The organism is Paracoccus fistulariae, assembly GCF_028553785.1.
Lineage (GTDB): Bacteria > Pseudomonadota > Alphaproteobacteria > Rhodobacterales > Rhodobacteraceae > Paracoccus > Paracoccus fistulariae.
This window is the reverse complement of record NZ_CP067136.1, coordinates 3,463,112-3,484,832: the sequence shown is the minus strand read 5'-3', so window position 1 is coordinate 3,484,832 and position 21,721 is coordinate 3,463,112. Positions and strand designations below refer to the sequence as shown.

The window sequence follows — 21,721 nt, the reverse complement described above, 5'->3', positions numbered from 1 at the left end:
TTAGCCCAGATCGGCACCCAGCCCCTGCATCAGCGGCATGAAGTCGGGGAAAGAGGTGACGATGGGTCCGCCATCATCGACCGAGACCGGCTGCTCGGTCGCAAGGCCAAGCACCATGAAGGACATGGCGATGCGATGGTCCAGATGCGTGACCGCCGTACCGCCGCCCGGCACCTTTGCCATGCCGTGGACGGTCATGCTGTCGGAAGTTTCCTCGACCGTGACGCCATTCGCCTCCAGCCCGCGGGCCATGGCATCGATCCGGTCGCTTTCCTTGACCCGCAATTCGGCCACGCCGTTCATCACCGTCTTGCCCTCTGCAAAGGCAGCAATCACCGACAGGATGGGAAATTCGTCGATCATGCTGGCCGCGCGATCGGCGGGCACGCTGACGCCTTTCAGGGGGCTGTGGCGGACCATCAGATCGGCCACCGGCTCGCCACCCTCATCGCGCTGGTTCTCGAAGGTGATATCGGCCCCCATTTCGATCAAGGTCGTATAAAGACCGTCGCGCGTCGGGTTGCGGCTGACGCCCGGCACGCGGATCTGAGATCCCGGCACGATCAGCGCCGCCGCCACCGGAAAGGCCGCGCTGGAAGGATCACGCGGCACCGCCACCGGCTGCGCGGTCAGCTCTGCCCGTCCGCTCAGGGTGATGACATGGCCTTCTTCCGTGGTCTCCGTGCGGATCCGGGCGCCGAACCCCGCCAGCATCCGTTCGGAATGGTCGCGCGTGGCCTCGGCCTCGATCACCACGATATCGCCGGGCACGTTCAGCCCGGCCAGCAGGATTGCGGATTTGATCTGGGCGCTGGCGACCGGCGTTCGATATGTCAGCGGAAGTGGATCGGCCGCCCCCCTGATGGTGATGGGCAGGCGCCCGCCCTCTCGCGCGGTGATCTGGGCGCCAAACAGCGCCAGCGGATCGGTGACCCGCGCCATCGGCCGACGCGACAGGCTGGCATCGCCGCTGAAGGTCGCCGTGATGCCGGTGGTCGCCATCGCACCCATGATCAGCCGCACACCCGTTCCCGAATTGCCGCAATCGATCACGCCTTCGGGGTCCGAAAACCCACCGACACCCACGCCATTCACCGTCCATTCCCCCGGCCCGTGGCGTTCGACCTTCGCGCCGAAAGCCGCCATTGCCTTGGCCGTATCCAGCACGTCCTGCCCTTCCAGCAAGCCGGTAATCTTCGTCTCTCCCACCGACAGCGCCCCCAGAATCAGCGCCCGATGGCTGATGGACTTGTCGCCCGGCACCTGCGCGATCCCGGTCAGCGGACCGGAGCGGCGAGAGGTCATGGGAATGGGCTGATCGGAATGGGACATGGCGACACCTCGTATTTGCCCCTGCCTTTTATCGCTACCACCCGCCTGCCGCCACCACCTTCGTGAGCCTTCCGCAGCCACCGCCTAAAACGCCACCATGATGGACGGGAAAGCGATGACAGAACTGGACGCGCTGATCGCGCTGGCGGATGAGCAGCGGGCCGAACAGATGGCGCAATATCACAAGATCCCGCGCCGCTATCTGGGTGTCACCACGCCGCAAATCGACGACTTGGCCCGGACATGGCGCGCGCAGCGTGACCTGCCATCGCGGCTGGATCTGGCGGACAGTCTGTGGCGCAGCGACATCCACGAGGCCCGCATCGCCGGTGCCAAGCTGCTGACACAGGCGCGGATCAGACCGGATGAGGACGCATGGGCGCTGATCCGGTCATGGCTGCCCGATTTCGACAGCTGGGCCATCGCCGACAGCGTGATGAGCGCGGGGCAGAAACGGCTGGTCGCCGATCCGGCCCGTCTGGATCAGGTCGAAACGTGGTTACAAAGCGACAACATGTGGATCCGCCGCGCCGCGCTGGTCGGCACGCTGCCCTGGGCCAAGATGAACAACCCGAAACCGGACGATCTGGCGCGGCGTGACCGCATCCTTGGCTGGGCGGCGTCGCTGGTGGATCAGCGCGACTGGTTCATCCAGAAAGCCATCGCCTGGTGGCTGCGCGATCTCTCGAAACGCGACGCGCCCCGCGTGACGGCCTTTCTGGCCGAATACGGGGCGCGCATGAAACCCTTCGCCCGGCGCGAGGCCGCGCGGCTGATTCAGGACCGGTAAACCTCGATCGTCGGCAGATCTGTCAGCGATACGCCCAGCAATTGCAGCGCTGGCAGAGACACCTGCGAGCCACTGCCCTGCCCCTCCAGCGGGATCAGATCGACCTTGGCCGACTTGCCATTGGCCGGATTGACGATCCGCCCGATGCCACGCTCCTTGACCAACGGCGTCTTGATCCAGAAGCCGCCCTCACTGGGATTGCCAAGCGATGCAACCGTGCTGCCCAGCTTGCGCTCGGCCACCTCGGCGGGCTTTGCCGCCGCCGCGCGCTGCTCGGCCGTGGTCGTATCCAGTTGCGCCGCCGTCGCGCGCGCGGCCGGTCGCGGCGCGGGCGCGCGGGTGATCGCCGTGGCAGCCGCCACCTGCTCGGGCGTCAGATCCGTTTTCGGCGCTGCCGCCGCTTTCTGCGTGGCAGGACGGCTGGCAGTCGTGGTCGCCCCCGGCGTACAGGCAGCAAGACCCACGGCAACAGCCGCCATCGCCAGCCCGGTGCTTAGTCTTCGCATCTTCATCCTCTCAGATCCGCGATTTCCGCCAGCCTAACCCCTGCGACAAGACAGCGCCACTGGCAGTCGCGTGATCGGCGGAACTTGTGCCCGCGCCCCCTCACCCCCTATATAAAGCCCATGGATCACGCAGCCGCCGCCCCGCTTATCGACCCTTTCGCCCGACCGATCACCTATCTTCGGGTCTCGGTGACCGATCGCTGCGATTTCCGCTGCGTCTATTGCATGGCAGAACATATGCAGTTCCTGCCCAAGGCCGAATTGCTGACACTGGAAGAGCTTGACCGCCTCTGCACCACCTTCATCGGTCTGGGCGTGCGCAAGCTGCGCATCACCGGGGGCGAGCCGCTGGTCCGCCGCGGCATCATGGGCTTCTTTCGCAATATCTCCCGTCATCTGGGCGATGGGCTCGACGAATTGACCCTGACGACCAATGGCAGCCAATTGGGCCGTTTCGCCACCGAACTGGTCGATTGCGGGGTGCGTCGGGTCAATGTCTCGCTCGATACGCTCGATGCTGACAAATTCGCCCGGATCACCCGCTGGGGACGCCTTCAGCAGGTGCTCGACGGCATCAGCAAGGCGCAAGAGGCCGGGCTGCGGGTCAAGATCAACGCCGTCGCGCTGAAAGGCGTCAATGATGACGAACTGTTCGATCTGGTGACATGGTGCGGCGATCAGGGCCACGACCTGACCTTCATCGAGGTCATGCCGATGGGCGATCTGGGCAATGAGGACCGCCTCGACCAATATTGGCCGCTCTCTGATCTGCGCAACCAGCTTGCGACCCGCTACAGCCTCGTCGATCTGGCAGAGCGCACGGGCGGCCCGGCACGCTATGTCCGGCTGAACGAAACCGGCCAGAAGATCGGCTTCATCACGCCCCTGACCCATAATTTCTGCGAAAGCTGCAACCGCGTCCGCGTGACCTGCACCGGTGAACTCTACATGTGCCTTGGCCAGGAAGACCGCGCCGACCTGCGCGCCCCCTTGCGCAGCAGCGAAGAGGATCAGCCGCTGCGCGATGCCATCCGCGCCGCCATCGCCCGCAAGCCCAAGGGCCATGATTTCGACTATTCCCGCCAGACCGTCAGCGGCCAGATGACCCGCCATATGAGCCATACCGGCGGCTAGCCTTACCGACCAAAAGACTATTCTCCAACAATCTCACGGCATTGGGCAACGGCAGCTTGCAGGCTCTCGCCTGTCAGGGCCTGCCCTGATGCTTCGACGCGACGAATGAAAGCGGCCGTTTCATTATACAGATCGTATCGCTGAAGACCGCTTTTGCATTCGGCGATCTCTGCGGCGATCTTCCGTTTTTGCACCTCGACCCAGGCTGCGGCCTCAGAGTCACGAACCATTTCCGCCGCCTGCTCGCGCTCTTTGTCGGCCAGGTAAGATTTTCGTTCGCCGTTCAGAAAAACGAACCCGACCGCCAAGATCATCATGCAAGCGGCAGCAATCAGCAATTGAAGAAGTTTCTGCATATATGCTCCGCCTAGAATTTCTTCTTTGCAAAAATATCCTCGGGGGTCCGGGGGCAGACAGCCCCCGGCTTATTCCGCCGCCGTCGCCGCCTCTTCCGCTTCGATCTGGCGCGCCCGCTCTTCCACCAGTTCCACGATGTGATCAATCATCTGATCGTTGGACATCTTGTGGCTCTGCTTGCCCGCCATATAGACCATGCCGCTGCCCGCACCGCCGCCGGTAAAACCGATATCGGTCATCAGCGCCTCGCCCGGCCCGTTCACAACGCAGCCGATGATCGACAGGCTCATCGGGGTCTTGATATGCTCCAGCCGCTGTTCCAGCTTTTCGACGGTCTTGATCACGTCGAACCCCTGCCGCGCGCAGGACGGGCAGGAAATGATCTGCACCCCCCGGGTCCGCAACCCCAGAGATTTCAGGATCTCATAGCCGACCTTGACCTCTTCGACCGGATCGGCCGACAGGCTGACGCGGATCGTGTCCCCGATCCCCATCCACAGCAGATTGCCCAGACCGACCGCCGATTTCACCGTCCCCCCGACAAAACCGCCGGCCTCGGTGATTCCCAGATGGATCGGCGCATCCGTCGCCTCGGCCAGCTGCTGATAGGCCGCCGCCGCCAGAAACACGTCCGAGGCTTTCACACTGATCTTGAATTCGTGAAAATCGTTATCCTCAAGGATCCTGATGTGATCCAGCCCCGATTCCACCATCGCGTCAGGACAGGGCTCGCCGTATTTTTCCAGCAAATGCCGCTCCAGCGATCCGGCATTCACACCGATTCGCATCGAGCAGCCATTATCCCGCGCCGCCTTGATCACCTCGCGCACGCGCGCCTCGTCGCCGATATTTCCCGGATTGATCCGCAAACAGGCGACGCCAGCCTCGGCGGCCTCAATGGCGCGTTTATAGTGGAAATGGATATCGGCCACGATCGGCACCGGGCTTTCGCGACAGATCTCGCGCAGCGCCCGTGTCGTCTCCTGATCAGGGGCCGAGATCCGCACGATATCCGCCCCGGCCTCGGCCGCGCGGATCACCTGATCCAGCGTGGCGCGCACGTCATGACCATTCGTATTGGTCATGGTCTGCACCGAAATCGGCGCATCCCCCCCAACAGGGACATTGCCCACCATGATCTGGCGGGATTTCCGCCGCTCGATATTGCGCCAGGGACGGATCGGGTTCAGCGACATGGACGACCTCCGGGTTCGGCCTTGCAGATAAGCCATCAGGGCAGGCACGGCAACCGCCCCACGGCTCTTTGATCTGCTCAGCCCGCGCCCAATCCCAGGGCCGCCATGGCCAGAGGCAGGCAATCGCGCGGCAGCATGACCAGCATCGGCCCCTCGATCTCCAGGGCAACAGGTCCCTCGGCCCTGTTCGAGGTTCCAACCCGCCCGTCGGGCGCGAAGTCCAGCCCGTCTATGGGCCAGAACAGCCCGGTGCTGCGCCCCCGCGACGGGCCCATCGGGTACAGCGACACCCGCGTCCCCTCTTCCAGCGGCAGTTCGATCCGGGGCGGCGCGACAAATACCAGATCATCCGACCCCAGCATCAGCACAGATGACCATTCCTGCCGGACCAGCACGGTCAAGGCCGCCAGCGTGTGATCCAGCCGCAAGCCCGTAAAACCAACCGCAATGACGAAGGGGGCCGAAATCCGGCTGAGACATTTTTCGAAATCGGTGCTGTCCTGTTCGGCGACCTCGACAATCCGCCCGGGCGCAAGCGCCGCGCGCGCCTTACCGCCAAGGCTGTCCAGATCGCCGATCACCCAATCGGGCATCAGTCCCAGATCCAGCAGATGATCCGCGCCCCCATCCGCCGCGACCACCAGCGGCGCGACGGCCATTGCATCTTCCAGATCACGACGCGCGACCGGCCCCCCCCCGACCACGGTCACACCGCGATCCGAGGTGACCATGATCTCACTCATTCGCCGCGCCCGATCCCGGTAAAGATGCGCTTCAGCGGCAGAATCCACAGAATCCCAAGCCCGACATAGACCAGCAGCTCAGCCCAGATCGGCAGCCGCCCCCAACGGGCATCCATCCAATTCACCAGGCTCACCGCCACAACGATATAGGCCGGAAGCCCCAGAACCAGAATCAACAGCGACAATCGCTTCTTCGTTTTCAGATCCAAGCGCCCCCGCCTTTCTTCTTTGCTCAAATATCCATCCAGGCTCGATGCCCGAAACCCCGGTTTCAGGAAAAGCGGGTGAGTGATCTTGGCGCCCGGTCAATCCGCGAAAGGATCGGTCACCAGAATCGTATCGTCCCGCTCGGGGCTGGTCGATAGCAGCGCGACCGGGCACTGGATCAATTCCTCGACGCGGCGCACATATTTGATCGCGGCGGCGGGCAGGTCGGCCCAGCTGCGCGCCCCGGCCGTCGATTCGGACCAGCCATCCATCTCTTCATAGATCGGCGTCACTTTGGCCTGCAATGCGGCGGCCGTGGGCAGGTAATCGTAATGCTGTCCGTCGATCTCGTAACCGACGCAGATCTTCAGCGTCTTGAAACCGTCCAGCACGTCCAGCTTGGTCAGCGCAATCCCGTTCACGCCCGAAATCGCACAGGTCTGGCGCACCAGAACCGCATCGAACCAGCCGCAGCGGCGCTGACGCCCGGTCACGGTGCCGAATTCATGCCCCCGCTCGCCCAGACGCTGCCCGTCGGCATCGTTCAACTCGGTCGGGAAAGGCCCTTCGCCCACGCGGGTCGTGTAGGCCTTGACGATGCCCAGCACGAAATCGATCGCGCCCGGCCCCATCCCTGTGCCAGAGGCCGCCATGCCCGACATCGTGGTCGAACTGGTCACATAGGGATAGGTGCCGAAATCGATGTCCAGCAGGCTGCCCTGTGCGCCCTCGAACAGGATGCGGCGTCCCGATTTGCGCGCATCGGCCATGATCTTCCAGACCGGCTGCGCATAGGGCAGCAGCTTCGGCGCGATCTCCTGCAGCTTCGCTTTCAGCGCGGCGCGGTCGATCGGTTCGGCGCCCAGCCCCTGACGCAGGGCATCGTGATGCGCCAGCAGGCGGTCAAGACGCGCGTCCAGCGTCTCTTCATCGCCCAGATCGGCGACACGGATGGTGCGGCGGCCGACCTTGTCCTCATAGGCAGGGCCGATGCCGCGCCCGGTAGTGCCGATCCTGGCCTTGCCTGCTGCCTCTTCGCGCAGCTTGTCCAGATCCTGGTGCAAGGGCAGAATCAGCGGCGTATTCTCGGCGATCATCAGATTCTCGGTCGAAATCTTGACGCCCTGACCGGACAGCTTGTCGATCTCGGCGAAAAGCGACCAGGGATCCAGCACGACACCATTGCCGATCACCGCAAGTTTGTTCTCGCGGACGATCCCCGAGGGCAGCAGCGACAGCTTGAACACCTTGTCGCCGATGACCAGCGTATGGCCCGCATTATGCCCGCCCTGAAACCGCGCGATCACATCGGCACGTTCGCTGAGCCAGTCAACGATCTTGCCCTTGCCCTCGTCGCCCCATTGCGCGCCGACTACCACCACATTGGCCATGACGGTCCTTCCATTCCCCGAAAAACGTCCGCGGAATGATCTAGCGCAATGGGCAGTCGGGGAAAAGCGGGGAATTCAAAGCGCGACGGCAAAAGGGGGCTCTGCCCCCAGCCCAGCCGCCCCCTCGATGGGGGCGACTGGGCTTCCCCCGGGATATTTTGACACACAAGATGGGGGAGAGGTCACCAATGCGGCGGGCGCTGGTCGGCCAGAGGGATCGCGCCGGATTCCGCATCGGCCTGTTGTTCGGCGGCATGGCGCCACAGCATGTCGACGCGGCGGGTCAGGCGGGCGATCTCGCCATCCTGACGGGCAATGACCTCGTTCAGCTCTTCTGTCAGGCGCGTCAGATGGGCCACCGTCTCCTGAAGTTGCCGGATTTGGGCATCGTCATTTTCCCCCGGGTTCTTGTTCATTGCGCCCCCTTCCGCTAGAGCAGCCACGGATTGGCCGGAGAGGCGCAGGACCATGGCGAAAGATCAGAAAAAACAGCCCCGCCCCAAGGCGGAAACGCCCAAGGGCTTTCGTGACTATTTTGGCGCGGATGTCACCGAACGCAAGCAGATGCTGGATCGGATCGCCGCAGTCTATCATCGCCACGGCTTCGATCCGCTGGAAACCAGTGCGGTCGAGACGGTCGATGCCCTGGGGAAATTCCTGCCTGATGTGGACCGGCCGAATGCCGGTGTATTTGCCTGGCAGGAAGAGGCGGTGCCGGGCGGCGGTTCGGGCGACTGGCTGGCGTTGCGCTATGATCTGACGGCGCCGCTGGCGCGCGTAGCCGCGCAGTTCCGCAATGATCTGCCCAGCCCCTATCGGCGCTATGCCATGGGACCCGTCTGGCGCAACGAAAAGCCCGGGCCGGGGCGGTTCCGGCAGTTCTATCAATGCGATGCGGATACGGTGGGCAGCGCCTCGGTTGCCGCCGATGCCGAGATCTGCGCGATGCTGGCGGATGCGCTGGAGGCCGTGGGCATTGCGCGCGGCGATTATCTGGTCCGCATCAACAACCGCAAGGTTCTGAACGGTGTGCTGGAGGCCGCGCAGATCCTGCCCGATCAGGCCGATGACGTTCTGCGCAGCATCGACAAGTTCGACAAGGTCGGTCGCGACGGCGTTCTGGCGCTGCTGACCAAGGGGCGCAAGGACGAGAGCGGCGCCTTTATCGACGGGATCGGGCTGGATGAGGCGCAGGCGGCGCCGGTTCTGGCCTTTCTGACCTCGAAAGGCGCGGATAACGCGGCGACGCTGGCGAATTTGCGGGCGGCTGTTGGCGGCTCGGCCATTGGCGGCGACGGGGTTTCGGAACTGGCCCAGATCGCGGAGATGCTGGCGGCGATGCAGGTCGGCGCGGATCGGGTGGTGATCGACCCGTCCATCGTGCGTGGGCTTGGCTATTATACCGGTCCGGTCTTCGAGGCCGAACTGACCTTTGACATTCTGGATGAAAAGGGCCGCAAGCGGCAGTTCGGCAGCGTCGCCGGCGGTGGGCGCTATGACGGGCTGGTCGAGCGGTTTACCGGACAGAAGGTGCCCGCGACGGGGATCAGCATCGGCGTTGACCGGTTGCTGGCGGCGCTGCGGGCCAAGGGGCTGGCCGGGCAGGAAACGCAAGGGCCGGTGGTCGTCACCGTCATGGATCGCGACCGGATGGCCGATTATCAGGCGATGGCCGCGGATCTGCGCGCCGCTGGCATTCGGGCCGAGGTTTATCTGGGCAATCCCAAGAATTTCGGCAACCAGTTGAAATATGCCGATAAGCGCGGTGCGCCGGTGGCCATCATTCAGGGCGGGGATGAGGCAGAGCGCGGTGTGGTACAGGTCAAGGATCTGATCCTTGGCGCAAAGATCGCCGCCGAGGCCAGCCATGAGGAATGGAAGGCGCAACCCGCCCAGACCGAGGTTGCGCGCGCCGATCTGGTGGCCGAAGTCCGGCGGATCCTGGGATGATCGCCAAGCGCGACAAGCAATTGATCGGTCAGAGGCTGCTGGAGGGGTTCCGCGCCGCCGGGGCGCAGGAGGTTGCGCCCGATCTGCTTTTGCCCGCCGGGACGATGCTGGATGTTTACGGCGAGGATATCCGCGCCCGCGCCTATGTCACGCTGGACCCGATCCGGGGCGAGGTGATGCTGCGCCCGGATTTCACCGTTCCCGTGGTCCAGTTGCATATGGAAAGCGGGGCAGAGCCTGCCCGCTACTGCTATCTGGGCGAGGTTTTTCGCAAGCAGGACATGGGCGACCTGCGCCCCGAAAACCCGCGTGACAATGAATATCTGCAATGCGGCTTCGAGCTTTTCGCCCACGATGCGGATGCGGATGCCGAGGTCTTTGCCCTGTTTCACCGGCAGTTGCAGGGCTACGGGCTGCAGGCGGAAACCGGTGACATGTCGCTGCTGATGGATGCGGTGCGGGGGATGCCGCTGCCGCAGGCGCGGCGCGATGCGCTTTTGCACCATATCTGGCGGCCGCATCGGTTTCAGCGCCTGCTGGATCGGTTCTCGCGGCCTGCCCGGCCGCTGGTGCTGGCAGAGGATGATGTCGTCTGGTCGGGGCTGCGCGGCGCGGATGAGATGGCGGCAAGGATTGCGCGGCTGCAGGCGGATCGCGATGAGCCGCCCCTGCCCGCCGCATGGTCCGCACGGTTGCAGAAATTGTTCACGCTGCGTGGATCGGCACCCGAGGCGATGCAGCAATTGCGTGATCTGTCTGCGGATTTTCCGGCCATCGCGCCTGCCGTCGCGCGCATCGAAGCGCGGTTTGCGACGATCGCCAGAATGGGGATCGATCCCGCGACGATCATCTTCGATGCCAGCCATGGCCGTGCGACCATGGAATATTACGACGGTTTCACCTTCAGCTTTCTGGCCGCGCATGCGGATTGGCCGCCCGTCGCCTCGGGCGGGCGCTATGATGCGCTGATGGCGGTTCTGGGCAAGGGGCGTACGATTCCGGCCGTGGGCGGGATCATCCGGCCCGGCCTGGTCGCGGAACTGGAGGCTGTGCGATGATCCGCCTTGGCGTGCCCTCGAAGGGGCGGTTGATGGAGCAGAGCTTCGACTGGTTCGCGGATCGCGGGGTCCGGCTGTCGCGCAGCGGGTCGGATCGTGACTATGCCGGTCAGGTCGAGGGTGCCGAAGATGTGGCGCTGGTGCTGCTTTCGGCGGGTGAGATCCCGCGCGAACTGGCCGCCGGGCGGATAGAGCTGGGGGTGACCGGGACCGATCTGGTGCGGGAAAAGCTGCCCGGCTGGGCCTCGGATCTGATCGAGATCGCGCCGATGGGATTTGGCCATGCCGATCTGATTCTGGCCGTTCCGGCCTGCTGGCGCGATTGCCGGGATCTGGACGATCTGACCTCGATCGCGCGGGATTTCCGGGCCGCGCATGGCATGCGCCTGCGGATCGCGACGAAATATCACCGGCTGGTTCGGGCCTGGCTGTCGGAGCATGAAGTCGCGGATTATCAGCTGGTCGACAGCCAGGGCGCGACCGAGGGGACGGTGGCAAATCAGACCGCCGAGGCGATTGCCGATATCACCAGTTCCGGCGCGACCCTACGTGCCAACAACCTGAAAATCCTGTCGGAAGAGCCGATCTTGCGGTCTCAGGCAACGCTTTACGGCAATCGCCGCGCGGCGGGGCCGGAGATGGATCGGTTTCTGGCCCAGCTTGGGGTGGCGGGCTGAGGCAGGGGGCTTTCGCCCCCGGCCCTTTCAGGGCCTCCCCCAAGGATATTTTTGCAAAGAAGAAAGGGCCTGTCAGAGGCCCGTCTTAGAGACCCACGAGAGCGCGGGCGAATTCCTGTGCGTCGAAGGCATCGAGATCGTCGATCTGTTCACCGACGCCGATGGCATGGATCGGCAGGCCGAAGCGGTCGGCTAGGGCGACCAGAACCCCGCCGCGCGCGGTGCCGTCGAGTTTTGTCATCACGAGGCCCGAGACATCGGCGAGTTTCTGGAACGTCTCGACCTGATTGAGCGCGTTCTGGCCCGTGGTCGCGTCCAGCACCAACAGCGTATTATGCGGGGCCGAGGGGTCTTTCTTGCGGATGACGCGGACGATCTTGGCCAGTTCTTCCATCAGGTCCTGACGATTCTGCAGGCGCCCGGCCGTGTCGATCATCAGCAGGTCGGCGCCATCGGCCTCGGCCTTGCCCATGGCGTCGAAGGCGAGGCTGGCGGGGTCCGAGCCCTGGGCCGCGACCATAACCGGCACGCCCGCGCGCTGGCCCCAGACCTGAAGCTGTTCGACGGCTGCCGCGCGGAACGTATCGCCTGCGGCAATCACAACGGATTTTCCGGCGGCGCGGAACTGGCTGGCCAGTTTGCCAATGGTGGTGGTCTTGCCCGCGCCATTGACGCCGACGACCAGCACCACCTGCGGCTTTTTCGGATAAAGCGGCAGCGGGCGAGCCACGGGGGTCATGATGCGGGCGATTTCGGCGGCCAGAAGTTCCTTCAATTCGGTCACGGAAAGGCGGCGGCCCATCCGGCCCTCGGCGATATTGGCGGTCACGCGCAGGGCGGTTTCGACGCCGAGATCCGCCTGAACCAGCATATCTTCAAGCTCTTCCAGCATGTCGTCGTCAAGGGCGCGGCGCGGTTCCTCCACAGGGCTTTCGCTGCGGCCGAAAAGGCGACCGACCAGACCCGGGGTCGGTGGCGGCACGACCTGTTCGGCTGGCGGCGGGGGCGCGGCATCGGGCTGTTCGGTCGCGCCGTCCGAGACGATATCGTCAAGCCCATCACCGATCTTCGATGAAGAGCGGGTCAGCCGCTCGCGCATTTTGGTGAAAAACGACATATCCGCTTCCTTCTGATCGGGCCGAACCTAATCATTGCGCCGCCCGAGGGGAAGCCCGCAGCGGCATGGCCGGGCGATCTGGTGGGAAAAGGGGGCCGCAGCCCCCTGATCAGTTGTCGGCGCGCATCTGGCGGAAGGCCTGTGCCAGATGTTCGGTCGATGGGTCATGATCGGGCGAAGCCTCGCCTTTCAGCAGCGGTTCGACCTTCAGGGCCAGTTCCTTGCCCAGTTCGACCCCCCATTGATCGAAGCTGTTGAGGCCCAGAATCACGCCCTCGACAAAGACGCGATGTTCGTAAAGCGCGACGATCTGGCCCAGCGTATAGGGCGTCAGTTGCGGGATCAGCAGGGTGGTCGAGGGGCGGTTGCCCGGGAACACACGATGCCGGGCCTGACGGTCCAGTTCCGCGCCGCGAAGGCCCTTGGCCTCCATCAGGGCGCGGGCTTCATCGAGGCTGCGGCCACGCATCAGCGCCTCGGACTGGGCCAGGCAATTGGCGGCCAGAAGGATGTGGTGATGGGCCAGTTCATCCTCGTGACCGCGGGCGGCCAGGATGAATTCGCAGGGCACCGGCATCGTGCCCTGATGGATCAATTGATAGAAGGCGTGCTGGCCATTGGTGCCGGGCTCGCCCCAGACCACCGGGCCGGAGGGCAGCGTCAGGTCCGATCCGTCCATGGCGACGCGCTTGCCATTCGATTCCATCTCAAGCTGCTGGAGATAGGCGGGCAGGCGCATCAGCCGGTTGTCATAGGGCAGGACGGCGCGGGTCGGATAGCCGCAGATCTGGTGGTGCCAGATGCCGACCAGCGCCAGCAGCACCGGCAGGTTATCGGCCAGCGGCGCGCTGCGGAAATGGGCATCCATCGCCGCACCGCCCGCCAGGAATTCGTCAAAGCGATCCGGCCCGATGGCCAGCATCAGCGACAGCCCGATCGGGCCCCAGACCGAATAGCGCCCGCCGACCCAATCCTCGAAGCCGAAGACGCGGGCCTCATCGATGCCGAACTCGCCGGTCTTATCCACGGCCGAGGACAGCGCGGCGAATTGCGCCGCCGGGTCGCTGAGCGTTTTGGCCATCCAGTCGCGGGCCGTCTGGGCATTGGTCATCGTTTCGATGGTGGTGAAGGTTTTCGAGGCGACGATGACCAGCGTCGTTGCCGGATCCAGACCTTTCAGCGTATCGGCGATATCGGCGCCATCGACATTGCTGACGAAATGCGTGCGCGGCCCGTCGTGATAGGGCGCCATGGCCAGCGTTGCCATATAGGGTCCAAGATCCGATCCACCGATGCCGATATTGACCACATCGGTGATCTTGCCCCCCTGCCCCGCAAAGGCGCCCGAGCGGACGTCATTGGCGAAGGCTGCCATCCGGTCATGCGTCTGGCGGACCTGTGGCATGACATCCTGACCGTCCACAGACACGCTGCCCGACAGATTGCGCAGCGCCGTATGCAGCACGGCGCGGCCTTCGGTTTCATTGATCTTTTCGCCGCCGAACATGGCCTCGCGCCGGGCCACGACATCCGCATTGCGGGCAAGATCCAGCAGCAGATCACGGGCATCGGCGTCGATCATGGTCTTGGACCAGTCGAACAGCAGCCCGTCAGCACGGGTGCTGAAGGCGGTCGCCCGGTCGGCGTCCGCGTCAAACAGCGAGGTGATGCTTGTGTCGCCCTGCGCCTGACGGCAGGATTTCAGCCGGCTCCAGATATCTGTCATGTCGGAAATCTCCTACAGCCTATTCGGCCCAGTGAACGGTCGCGTTATCAAGAAATGCCCGGATCGGCGCCTGCATCGGGTCCAGCTTGACCGCGCGTTCCAGCGTCTCGCGCTTTTCCGGGCCCATGATCAGAAGGTGGATATTCATCGAGTTTTCCAGCGCCGGGCGGGTCAGTGTGATGCGCGGCTCTCCGGCGCCCTCGGCATGGATGGGCATGACCAGCGGCGCCTCCGATCCCATGGCATCTTTCAGCTGCGCCGCATCCGGGAAGAGGCTGGCCGTATGCATGTCATTGCCCATGCCCAGCATGGTCGCCGTGATCGGGAAATGCGGCTTCAGCGCGGCGATCAGCTTGTCCTGCGCCTCTTCCGGCCGGGCATCGCCGGTATAGAGGTCGATATATTGCGCCCCGGCTGCCTTGTCCTTCAGCAGGTGGCGGTGCAGCAGGCGGCTGTTCGAGCGGGTGTGATTGCCATCGACCCAGCGTTCATCGCCCAGAAAGACGGTGACGCGATCCCAGTCCAGATCGGTCCCGCTCAGCGTCTCAAGAACCGGAACCGGGGTCGTACCGCCCGGCAGGCACAGGCTGGCGCGGTCATTCACGCGCAGGCTCTGCCCCAGTTCCGAGGCCAGACGATCGGCCAGCGACAGCGACAGCATCTCTCGGTCGGGATATTCGATGAATTCCATGCTCATGCGCGGATCTCTCTCCAGCGGCGGTTATCGCGATGCATCAGGCGCAACGCCTCTTCCGGGCCCGAAGATCCCGAATCATAGGGCTCGGGCCGGGTCTTGCTTTCGTCCCAGGCATTGATGATCGGGTCGGTCCAGGCCCAGGCGGCCTCGACCTCGTCGCCACGCATGAACAGGGTCTGATTGCCGCGGATCACATCCATGATCAGCCGCTCATAAGCGTCGGGCATATCGGCGCCTTCCGGGCCAAGCGCATCGGCGAAGGTCATGTCCAGAGGCACCTGAACCAGACGCATGCCGCCCGGGCCGGGTTCCTTGATCATCACCTTCAGGTTCATCCCCTCATTCGGCTGCAGGCGAATGACCAGTTCATTGGCCTTAGGCGCGCCCGAGGTGCCCGCATCCTCAAAGATCGAATGCGGCGGTTCCTTGAAGGTGATGGCGATCTCGCTGGTGCGGGCGCGCAGCTTCTTGCCGGTGCGCAGGTAGAAGGGCGTGCCCTGCCAGCGCCAGTTGGAAATACGCACCTTCATCGCGACATAGCTTTCGGTGCGCGAATCGGGATTTTCGGAATCCACCAGATAGCCGTCACTTTCCTCATCCGCCTGATATTGCCCGCGCACGATTTCGGTGGCCGAGACAGGCTCAAGCGCGCGGATCACCTTCAGCTTCTCATCGCGCACGGCATCGGGATCGAAGTGATAGGGCGGCTCCATCGCGATCAGGCACAGCAGCTGCATCATGTGATTCTGCACCATGTCCCGGATCGCGCCGGACTTGTCGTAATAGCTGCCGCGCCCGGCGACACCCACGGTTTCCGCCACGGTGATCTGCACATGGTCGATATATTGCGCGTTCCACAGCGGTTCGAACAGGATATTGGCAAAGCGCACGGCCATCAGGTTCTGGACCGTTTCCTTGCCCAGATAATGGTCGATCCGGTAGATCTGTTCCTCGACGAAATACTGCGCCAGCATCTTGTTCAGCGCCCGCGCGCTTTCCAGATCGCGGCCGAAAGGCTTTTCGACGACAATCCGGCTTTGCGCGTCGGCAATGCCGTTTTTTGCCAGCCGTTCAGCGATATCGCCGAAAAGCGACGGCGCGACCGAGAAATAGAAGGCATGGATCGCGCCCTTGCGCATCCGCGATTTCAGATCCTTCCAGCCGCCCGTTCCCTTGGCGTCGATGGGAACATAGCCCAGCAGCGGCAGGAATCTGGCCAGTTCCGGATCGGATTTGTCGACACCCCCGAACTCGACAATGGATTTGGCCGCTTCGGAGCGGAATTCCTCGTCGCCCTGATTGGTACGCGCAGCGCCAATGATCTGCGCCGTGTCGGGGATCTGGCCCGCGACAAAGCGGCGGAAAAGGCCCGGGATAATCTTGCGATGCGCCAGATCACCGGTCGCCCCGAAAATCACCAGATCAAAATCATCCACTGGAATGACGCGAGAGACCATGCTGTCCTCCATTTCGTCAGCACTTTCAATTAAAGTGCTTGTTAGCGTTAACGGCAATATATTTCAACCTCTGACCGCCTTTGCCAGCCTTGGCAGGCGGGATCGCTTTAACATCTGCTGTACATCCAGGTCGCCTCCCATCCGGGTGGCCTTGCCCTGCGCGGCCTGCACCGCGCGCAGGACCTGTTGCGGATCGCCTTGGTAAAGCTGCAGAAGGAAAGCGTCGGGATGGATCGCGCGCAACCCCAGCTGCCGCATCAGGTGCTGGGGAAAATCGCGCAAATTCGCGGTGACGATCAGGGCGGCATCGCCTGCAAGCGCGGCCTCGACCACGTGACGGTCGGCGGGGTCGGGAAAGTCCAGATCAATGGTCCGAATGCCGTCATCCGGCATCGCCGCATCCGGGAAATGCAGGTTCAGCAAGGCAATCTCGGCCCCCGCGATCTGATCCTGATCAGGCCCAAGCCGCGCCGCAGCATGACGCCATTCCGACAGGATGCGCGCCGACCACAGGGGATGGAAAAGCCCCGCCTGCGCGCAATCGATCAGGATTTCGCGCAGGATGGTGGGGAACAGGACATTGGCATCCAGAACGGCGCGCATCAGTCCAGCCTGAAAAACAGCGCCTTGAGATAGCCGGTTTCGGCCAGTTGCGGCAGGGTCGGATGATCCGGCCCGGCCTGCCCGCTGTGGATCAGGACAGGCCGCCGCCCGCCGCGCCCGATACCGCGGGCAGAGACATTGCGGAACTGCGTCAGATCCGCCGCATGGCTGCAACTGCACAGACCCAGATAGCCGCCCGGCGTCACCAGAGGCGCGGCAAGTTTCGCCACCCGCTCATAGGCGCGCAAGCCAGCCTCCAGCGCGGATTTCGAGGGTGCGAAGGCCGGGGGGTCGCAAATGACAACGTCGAATTGCCGACCATCCGCCGCCAATTGCTCCAGCGCCTTGAACGCATCCGATTGCAGGACCGTCAGCCGATCCTCGGCGCCCATGGCCCGCGCCCCGCCCTGCGCCAGGTCCAGCGCCGGGGCGCTGCCATCAACGCAGGTCGCGCGATCCGCGCCCGCCGCCAGCATTGCCAGCCCAAAGCCGCCGACATGGCTGAACACGTCCAGCACCTCGCCCTTGGCCACCAGCCGCTGTGCGAAGGCATGGTTGGGTCGCTGGTCATAGAAAAGCCCGGTCTTCTGCCCGCCCATCACATCCGCCAGATAGGTTGCGCCATTCATCTGCACCGGCACCGGGCCGGTGGGGGCTGTGCCGCGCAAGACCTCGGTCCGCTCGGCCAGACCCTCAAGGCCGCGCGTCCGCCCCTGCCCGTTCAGGATCACGGTCGAAACGCCCGCAACATTGGTCAGCGCGGCGGCGATCTGATCGGCCATGGCATCGGCCCAGGCGGCGTTGGGCTGCATCACCGCAACATCGCCGAAACGGTCGATGACCAGCCCGGGCAGGCCGTCGGCCTCGGCATGGGCCAGCCGATAGAAGGGCGCATCATATAGCCGCGTCCGCATTTGCAACGCCCGCGCCAGCCTGTCGCGCAGCCAGTCCTCGTCGATCACGGCGTCCGGGGACAGATCCATCACGCGCGCCACGATCTTCGAATCGGGATTGACCGTCACCGTGGCCAGCGGCCGACGCTCGGCATCCTCCAGCAGGGCGAAACTGCCCGGTGTCAGCTTGCGGGTCCGCCGGTCCAGAACCACCTCATCCTCATAGACCCAGGGAAAGCCGTGACGGATCGCCTGAGGGCGTGATTTCGGGCGCAGCCGGATGACGGGACGTTCGCTCATGAAGTGTATCCTTTCCCGATCCGCTGTGACACGACGCCAGCGCAGGCACAAGCGCGCCCGTTCGGTGGCTGCGGGAATAATCGCGTGACACTGGCGTTGAAATCAGCCCAACATGTAAGTATTACTTGATGTGTTAACGCTAACGGCGTATGTCAGACATAAGCTAGGGGAGCCAGACTGATGAGCCTTCACGCCACCATTGACCGTGTTACCGACCGTATTCGCACCCGTTCCCAGTCCAGCCGGGATTCATATCTGAAGAAAATCGCCCGCGCCGCCGAGGAAGGCCCGCGCCGCGCGCATCTGTCCTGCGGCAATCAGGCCCATGCCTATGCGGCCATGCCCGACAAGGACGAAATGGCCACCACGCGCAAACCGAATATCGGCGTGGTCACGGCCTATAACGACATGCTGTCGGCCCATCAGCCCTACGAGCGCTACCCCGACCTGATCCGCAAGGCGGGGCATGCCGCAGGCGCCACGGTGCAGGTGGCGGGCGGGGTTCCTGCCATGTGCGATGGCGTGACCCAGGGCCGTGCAGGGATGGAGCTGTCGCTGTTTTCGCGCGATGTCATTGCCCTGGCGACCGGCGTGGCGCTGTCGCATGATTGTTTCGATGCGGCACTTTATCTGGGCGTCTGCGACAAGATCGTGCCGGGTCTGGTGATGGGCGCGGCCACCTTCGGTCATATCCCCGCCGTCTTTCTGCCCGCCGGTCCGATGCCCTCGGGCCTGCCCAATGACGAAAAATCCAAGGTCCGGCAGCAATTCGCTGCGGGCGAGGTCGGGCGCGACGCGCTGATGGCGGCCGAGATGGCCTCTTACCATTCGCCCGGCACCTGCACCTTCTATGGCACCGCCAACAGCAACCAGATGCTGATGGAATTCATGGGCCTGCACCTGCCCGGCAGCAGCTTTGTGAACCCCAACACACCGCTGCGCGACGCCCTGACCACGGCCGGGGTGGAACGCGCGGCGGCGATCACCCGGCTGGGCAACGACTATCTGCCCGCAGGTGAAATTCTGGACGAAAAAGCCTTCGTCAACGGCATGGTGGGCCTGATGTCCACGGGCGGCTCGACCAATCTGGTCATGCATATCCCGGCCATGGCGCGTGCTGCGGGCGTGTTGATCGATATCGAGGATTTCCACGACATTTCGGAAGCCGTGCCGCTGATGGCGCGGGTCTATCCGAACGGGCTGGCCGATGTGAACCATTTCCACGCGGCCGGCGGCATCGGCTATATGATCGGTCAGCTTCTGGATGCGGGCCTGCTGCATCCCGACGTCAAGACGATCAACGGCACCGGCCTCGATGGCTACACGGCCGAGCCCAAGCTGGAGGGGGCGCGGGTCCGTTGGGATGACGGCGCGCGCGAGACGCTGAACGACAAGATCCTGCGCCCGGCCTCGGACCCCTTTGCGAAGACCGGCGGTCTGAAACAGCTGGAAGGCAATCTGGGCCGTGGCGTCATCAAGGTCAGCGCCGTGGCCCCCGAACGCCATATTATCGAGGCCAAGGCCCGCGTCTTCAGCGATCAAGAGCAGGTGAAAACCGCCTTCAAGAACGGCGAATTCACCGAGGACACGATTGTCGTCGTCCGCTTTCAGGGGCCGCGCGCCAATGGCATGCCGGAACTGCATTCGCTGACGCCGATCCTTGCCGTGTTGCAGGATCGCGGGTTGAAGGTCGCGCTGGTCACCGATGGCCGCATGTCGGGCGCCTCGGGCAAGGTGCCTGCCGCTATCCATATCTCGCCCGAGGCCTCGGTCGGCGGACCGCTGGCACGGGTCCATGATGGCGATGTGATCCGGCTGGATGCGGTGATGGGGGTGATCGAGAACCTCAACGACACGTTCGACGACCGGAAACCCGCGCCCTTCGACGGTTCGCACAGCGCCGAGGGCATGGGCCGCGAAATGTTCGCCGCCTTCCGCGCCGTGGCAGGCCCTGCGACCGAAGGTGCGGGCGTCGTCGTCTGAGCCATGGCGATCCGGCCAGCCGTTGCGATGTCAGCGGCTGGCCTCGGCCTCCAGAACCGCCAGCGCCTCTGGATCGTCAGGCGCGTATTTCAGCAGCTTCCGCGCCACGCGCCGCGCGGCCTCGACCTGATTGCGGTTCCGGCATAGCAGAAGAAGGCCGCGCAGCCTGTCCGAGCGGGCGTTCCGAGGCACCATCTCGGCGCATTTCTCATGCAGCTTTATGCCTTCATCGATGTCGCCCATGGCGATCTTCAAACTTGCCAGTCCATTGACGATGGCGGCCGCATCAGGGGATTTCTGATAGGCCTCGACCATCATCTCATGCGCTGCGGCGAGCCCCTGAGTAAAACGGATCCCGCGCGCCAGTTGCACGACGAAACGCAGGTCGTCGGGATAGTGTTGCAGCCCTTGACGACCCAGCCGAACAACGGTCGCCCAGTCCTTTCTGTCCGTCGCATCCGTCAGGGCCAGGTTGAAGTAACGGCGATCGGTTGAATTCAGATCGGCAAGTCGCAAAAGAAACTTGCGGTCCGTCCGCTCTTTCTTGGTCTCTCGCAGGAAAATCACGTAGCGCAGGATACCATTCGACGTCGCGGCCTCGTCATCGACGAGATCGGCCATGACAGCCATCGCCTCTACGACGCGCGGGTGAGAGGTATCAAAGGCGAAATTCGATGGATAATCATTGTCGCCGACTACAAGCACGATCTCTTGCGGGTAGATTTTCATCGACAGCAAAGATGTTGCCCAATCCGGGATTGCCGCGTCGGGGTGATATGCGCGAAGCTCGCGATGATCGATCTGCAGGAACAGTTCTTGCAGCAGCGGCATCTGTTCGACCGAGCCCGTGATGCGAACAACGCCCTCCTCTGGCAAAGATGCGATCAGGGCATTCATTGCGCTCGGATCGGCAAGAAGATCGCCCGCGGCATCCAAGGCCTCGGCACCTGCGCGCGCGCGATGGCGGTCTGTGGCGGCGGTCAGCGCGTCGGCTGACGGGTCACGTTTGTAAATGGCGATGATATTGTGGAACCGTTCGATGGCGGCGATATCGTCGGTGTTGCGTCCCCGAAACAACGCCTCGGCTTTGGCCCCGAAGAACCCCACCATATTCGGAGGCGTCAGATCCAGCGATCCGCCATATTTCGGGAAGGTCGCCGTCTGCGTATCCTCGACGATATAGATACCGCCAGGAGCCAGTGCAGGAAACAGCATTTCAAAGGATCCGACGACATGTTCGTTGCGATGGCTGCCATCGTCCAGAATGATATCGAAAGGACCGTGATCGCGAACCACCTGTGCCAGAAAGGCGGCATCGACCTGACTGCCCTGCAGGATCGTCACGCGCGGCCCCAGATCCATATTCTTGCGCTGGATATCCACCCCGACAATACGCGCCTGCGGAAAGAAATCGCGCCATGTGGCCAATGACTCGCCGCCCTGATCGGGGTCGCCATAACCGCCAACGCCGATTTCCAGCATCCGCAGCGGGCGATCGCGCAGATGCCGCAGCAGATCGTAATAGACGGGCGTGTAATCATGCATCCCGAACTTGTCGGTGCCGTTCAGAATTGCGAGGCGAGTCAGGTCGTCGATCATTCAGG

The 21,721-nt window shown here is 63.8% G+C and carries 21 protein-coding genes; 6 read left to right on the top strand and 15 right to left on the bottom strand.

Annotation, left to right across the window (positions count from 1 at the left end):
* Positions 1-1,332 carry a 3-phosphoshikimate 1-carboxyvinyltransferase gene (gene aroA, locus JHX87_RS17215; RefSeq protein WP_271883565.1) on the bottom strand — a complete coding sequence of 444 codons (1,332 nt, stop codon included), beginning with the start codon at positions 1,330-1,332 and terminating at the stop codon, positions 1-3.
* Positions 1,333-1,447: 115 nt separating this feature from the next.
* On the opposite strand from aroA, the gene JHX87_RS17210 reads away from it, so the two are divergent.
* Positions 1,448-2,122 carry a DNA alkylation repair protein gene (locus JHX87_RS17210; RefSeq protein ID WP_271883566.1) on the top strand — a complete coding sequence of 225 codons (675 nt, stop codon included), beginning with the start codon at positions 1,448-1,450 and terminating at the stop codon, positions 2,120-2,122.
* Here the strand turns inward: JHX87_RS17210 and JHX87_RS17205 are convergent.
* Positions 2,110-2,628, bottom strand: a complete 519-nt coding sequence (locus tag JHX87_RS17205) for a hypothetical protein (protein WP_271883567.1) — start codon at positions 2,626-2,628, stop codon at positions 2,110-2,112. The genes JHX87_RS17210 and JHX87_RS17205 overlap by 13 nt on opposite strands.
* Before the next feature lie 120 nt (positions 2,629-2,748).
* On the opposite strand from JHX87_RS17205, the gene moaA reads away from it, so the two are divergent.
* Positions 2,749-3,762 (top strand): GTP 3',8-cyclase MoaA, encoded by a 1,014-nt coding sequence (moaA, locus tag JHX87_RS17200; RefSeq protein WP_271883568.1) that lies wholly within the window; start codon positions 2,749-2,751, stop codon positions 3,760-3,762.
* Between the two features lie 17 nt (positions 3,763-3,779).
* Here moaA and JHX87_RS17195 read toward each other — a convergent pair whose 3' ends face one another.
* The 6 genes from JHX87_RS17195 to JHX87_RS17170 all read right to left on the bottom strand — a co-directional run bounded on the left by JHX87_RS17195 (position 3,780) and on the right by JHX87_RS17170 (position 8,072).
* Positions 3,780-4,118, bottom strand: a complete 339-nt coding sequence (locus JHX87_RS17195; RefSeq protein WP_271883569.1) for a hypothetical protein — start codon at positions 4,116-4,118, stop codon at positions 3,780-3,782.
* Positions 4,119-4,187: 69 nt separating this feature from the next.
* On the bottom strand, positions 4,188-5,315 hold the full coding sequence (gene ispG / locus JHX87_RS17190; RefSeq protein ID WP_271883570.1) for a flavodoxin-dependent (E)-4-hydroxy-3-methylbut-2-enyl-diphosphate synthase: 1,128 nt from the start codon (positions 5,313-5,315) through the stop codon (positions 4,188-4,190).
* A 77-nt stretch (positions 5,316-5,392) separates the two neighbouring features.
* Positions 5,393-6,058, bottom strand: coding sequence for a thiamine diphosphokinase (locus JHX87_RS17185; RefSeq protein WP_271883571.1), 666 nt, complete (start codon positions 6,056-6,058; stop codon positions 5,393-5,395).
* Positions 6,055-6,267, bottom strand: coding sequence for a DUF2842 domain-containing protein (locus JHX87_RS17180; RefSeq protein WP_271883572.1), 213 nt, complete (start codon positions 6,265-6,267; stop codon positions 6,055-6,057). The genes JHX87_RS17185 and JHX87_RS17180 overlap by 4 nt, the downstream gene beginning before the upstream one ends.
* A gap of 96 nt (positions 6,268-6,363) precedes the next feature.
* A complete protein-coding gene (locus tag JHX87_RS17175) occupies positions 6,364-7,656 on the bottom strand; it encodes an adenylosuccinate synthase (protein ID WP_271883573.1) in 1,293 nt (430 codons plus the stop codon).
* 182 nt (positions 7,657-7,838) lie between these two features.
* A complete protein-coding gene (locus JHX87_RS17170) occupies positions 7,839-8,072 on the bottom strand; it encodes a SlyX family protein (RefSeq protein WP_271883574.1) in 234 nt (77 codons plus the stop codon).
* Between the two features lie 52 nt (positions 8,073-8,124).
* Between JHX87_RS17170 and hisS the strand changes: the two genes are divergently transcribed.
* The 3 genes from hisS to hisG are packed head-to-tail and all read left to right on the top strand — an operon-like array spanning position 8,125 to position 11,341.
* The gene (gene hisS, locus JHX87_RS17165) at positions 8,125-9,606 is read left to right on the top strand and encodes a histidine--tRNA ligase (RefSeq protein WP_271883575.1); all 1,482 of its coding nucleotides are present in this window, start codon (positions 8,125-8,127) and stop codon (positions 9,604-9,606) included.
* The gene (locus tag JHX87_RS17160; protein ID WP_271883576.1) at positions 9,603-10,664 is read left to right on the top strand and encodes an ATP phosphoribosyltransferase regulatory subunit; all 1,062 of its coding nucleotides are present in this window, start codon (positions 9,603-9,605) and stop codon (positions 10,662-10,664) included. The genes hisS and JHX87_RS17160 overlap by 4 nt, the downstream gene beginning before the upstream one ends.
* The gene (gene hisG / locus JHX87_RS17155; RefSeq protein WP_271883577.1) at positions 10,661-11,341 is read left to right on the top strand and encodes an ATP phosphoribosyltransferase; all 681 of its coding nucleotides are present in this window, start codon (positions 10,661-10,663) and stop codon (positions 11,339-11,341) included. The genes JHX87_RS17160 and hisG overlap by 4 nt, the downstream gene beginning before the upstream one ends.
* Positions 11,342-11,426: 85 nt before the next feature.
* On the opposite strand, the gene ftsY is transcribed toward hisG, so the two are convergent.
* From ftsY to JHX87_RS17125, 6 genes are all read right to left on the bottom strand, one after another.
* Positions 11,427-12,458 carry a signal recognition particle-docking protein FtsY gene (gene ftsY / locus JHX87_RS17150; RefSeq protein WP_271883578.1) on the bottom strand — a complete coding sequence of 344 codons (1,032 nt, stop codon included), beginning with the start codon at positions 12,456-12,458 and terminating at the stop codon, positions 11,427-11,429.
* 109 nt (positions 12,459-12,567) lie between these two features.
* Positions 12,568-14,184 (bottom strand): glucose-6-phosphate isomerase, encoded by a 1,617-nt coding sequence (gene pgi, locus JHX87_RS17145; protein ID WP_271883579.1) that lies wholly within the window; start codon positions 14,182-14,184, stop codon positions 12,568-12,570.
* A 19-nt stretch (positions 14,185-14,203) separates the two neighbouring features.
* Complete coding sequence (pgl, locus tag JHX87_RS17140; RefSeq protein ID WP_271883879.1) at positions 14,204-14,875, bottom strand: 6-phosphogluconolactonase; 672 nt, start codon at positions 14,873-14,875, stop codon at positions 14,204-14,206.
* 2 nt (positions 14,876-14,877) lie between these two features.
* A complete protein-coding gene (gene zwf / locus JHX87_RS17135; protein ID WP_271883880.1) occupies positions 14,878-16,338 on the bottom strand; it encodes a glucose-6-phosphate dehydrogenase in 1,461 nt (486 codons plus the stop codon).
* 63 nt (positions 16,339-16,401) lie between these two features.
* Complete coding sequence (locus tag JHX87_RS17130; RefSeq protein WP_271883580.1) at positions 16,402-16,941, bottom strand: RSP_2648 family PIN domain-containing protein; 540 nt, start codon at positions 16,939-16,941, stop codon at positions 16,402-16,404.
* On the bottom strand, positions 16,941-18,134 hold the full coding sequence (locus JHX87_RS17125; protein WP_271883581.1) for an RSP_2647 family RNA methyltransferase: 1,194 nt from the start codon (positions 18,132-18,134) through the stop codon (positions 16,941-16,943). The genes JHX87_RS17130 and JHX87_RS17125 overlap by 1 nt, the downstream gene beginning before the upstream one ends.
* Before the next feature lie 180 nt (positions 18,135-18,314).
* Here JHX87_RS17125 and edd point away from each other — a divergent pair, with 180 nt between their 5' ends.
* On the top strand, positions 18,315-20,117 hold the full coding sequence (edd, locus tag JHX87_RS17120) for a phosphogluconate dehydratase (protein ID WP_271883582.1): 1,803 nt from the start codon (positions 18,315-18,317) through the stop codon (positions 20,115-20,117).
* A gap of 30 nt (positions 20,118-20,147) precedes the next feature.
* Here edd and JHX87_RS17115 read toward each other — a convergent pair whose 3' ends face one another.
* Positions 20,148-21,716 carry a CmcI family methyltransferase gene (locus tag JHX87_RS17115; RefSeq protein ID WP_271883583.1) on the bottom strand — a complete coding sequence of 523 codons (1,569 nt, stop codon included), beginning with the start codon at positions 21,714-21,716 and terminating at the stop codon, positions 20,148-20,150.
* Positions 21,717-21,721: the final 5 nt, after the last annotated feature.

Bases quoted from the DNA above. Each gene is read 5' to 3' on its own strand.
- aroA (WP_271883565.1), bottom strand. From the start codon at position 1,332: ATGTCCCATTCCGATCAGCCCATTCCCATGACCTCTCGCCGCTCCGGT.
- JHX87_RS17210 (WP_271883566.1), top strand. From the start codon at position 1,448: ATGACAGAACTGGACGCGCTGATCGCGCTGGCGGATGAGCAGCGGGCC.
- JHX87_RS17205 (WP_271883567.1), bottom strand. From the start codon at position 2,628: ATGCGAAGACTAAGCACCGGGCTGGCGATGGCGGCTGTTGCCGTGGGT.
- moaA (WP_271883568.1), top strand. From the start codon at position 2,749: ATGGATCACGCAGCCGCCGCCCCGCTTATCGACCCTTTCGCCCGACCG.
- JHX87_RS17195 (WP_271883569.1), bottom strand. From the start codon at position 4,118: ATGCAGAAACTTCTTCAATTGCTGATTGCTGCCGCTTGCATGATGATC.
- ispG (WP_271883570.1), bottom strand. From the start codon at position 5,315: ATGTCGCTGAACCCGATCCGTCCCTGGCGCAATATCGAGCGGCGGAAA.
- JHX87_RS17185 (WP_271883571.1), bottom strand. From the start codon at position 6,058: ATGAGTGAGATCATGGTCACCTCGGATCGCGGTGTGACCGTGGTCGGG.
- JHX87_RS17175 (WP_271883573.1), bottom strand. From the start codon at position 7,656: ATGGCCAATGTGGTGGTAGTCGGCGCGCAATGGGGCGACGAGGGCAAG.
- JHX87_RS17170 (WP_271883574.1), bottom strand. From the start codon at position 8,072: ATGAACAAGAACCCGGGGGAAAATGACGATGCCCAAATCCGGCAACTT.
- hisS (WP_271883575.1), top strand. From the start codon at position 8,125: ATGGCGAAAGATCAGAAAAAACAGCCCCGCCCCAAGGCGGAAACGCCC.
- JHX87_RS17160 (WP_271883576.1), top strand. From the start codon at position 9,603: ATGATCGCCAAGCGCGACAAGCAATTGATCGGTCAGAGGCTGCTGGAG.
- hisG (WP_271883577.1), top strand. From the start codon at position 10,661: ATGATCCGCCTTGGCGTGCCCTCGAAGGGGCGGTTGATGGAGCAGAGC.
- ftsY (WP_271883578.1), bottom strand. From the start codon at position 12,458: ATGTCGTTTTTCACCAAAATGCGCGAGCGGCTGACCCGCTCTTCATCG.
- pgi (WP_271883579.1), bottom strand. From the start codon at position 14,184: ATGACAGATATCTGGAGCCGGCTGAAATCCTGCCGTCAGGCGCAGGGC.
- pgl (WP_271883879.1), bottom strand. From the start codon at position 14,875: ATGGAATTCATCGAATATCCCGACCGAGAGATGCTGTCGCTGTCGCTG.
- zwf (WP_271883880.1), bottom strand. From the start codon at position 16,338: ATGGTCTCTCGCGTCATTCCAGTGGATGATTTTGATCTGGTGATTTTC.
- JHX87_RS17130 (WP_271883580.1), bottom strand. From the start codon at position 16,941: ATGCGCGCCGTTCTGGATGCCAATGTCCTGTTCCCCACCATCCTGCGC.
- JHX87_RS17125 (WP_271883581.1), bottom strand. From the start codon at position 18,134: ATGAGCGAACGTCCCGTCATCCGGCTGCGCCCGAAATCACGCCCTCAG.
- edd (WP_271883582.1), top strand. From the start codon at position 18,315: ATGAGCCTTCACGCCACCATTGACCGTGTTACCGACCGTATTCGCACC.
- JHX87_RS17115 (WP_271883583.1), bottom strand. From the start codon at position 21,716: ATGATCGACGACCTGACTCGCCTCGCAATTCTGAACGGCACCGACAAG.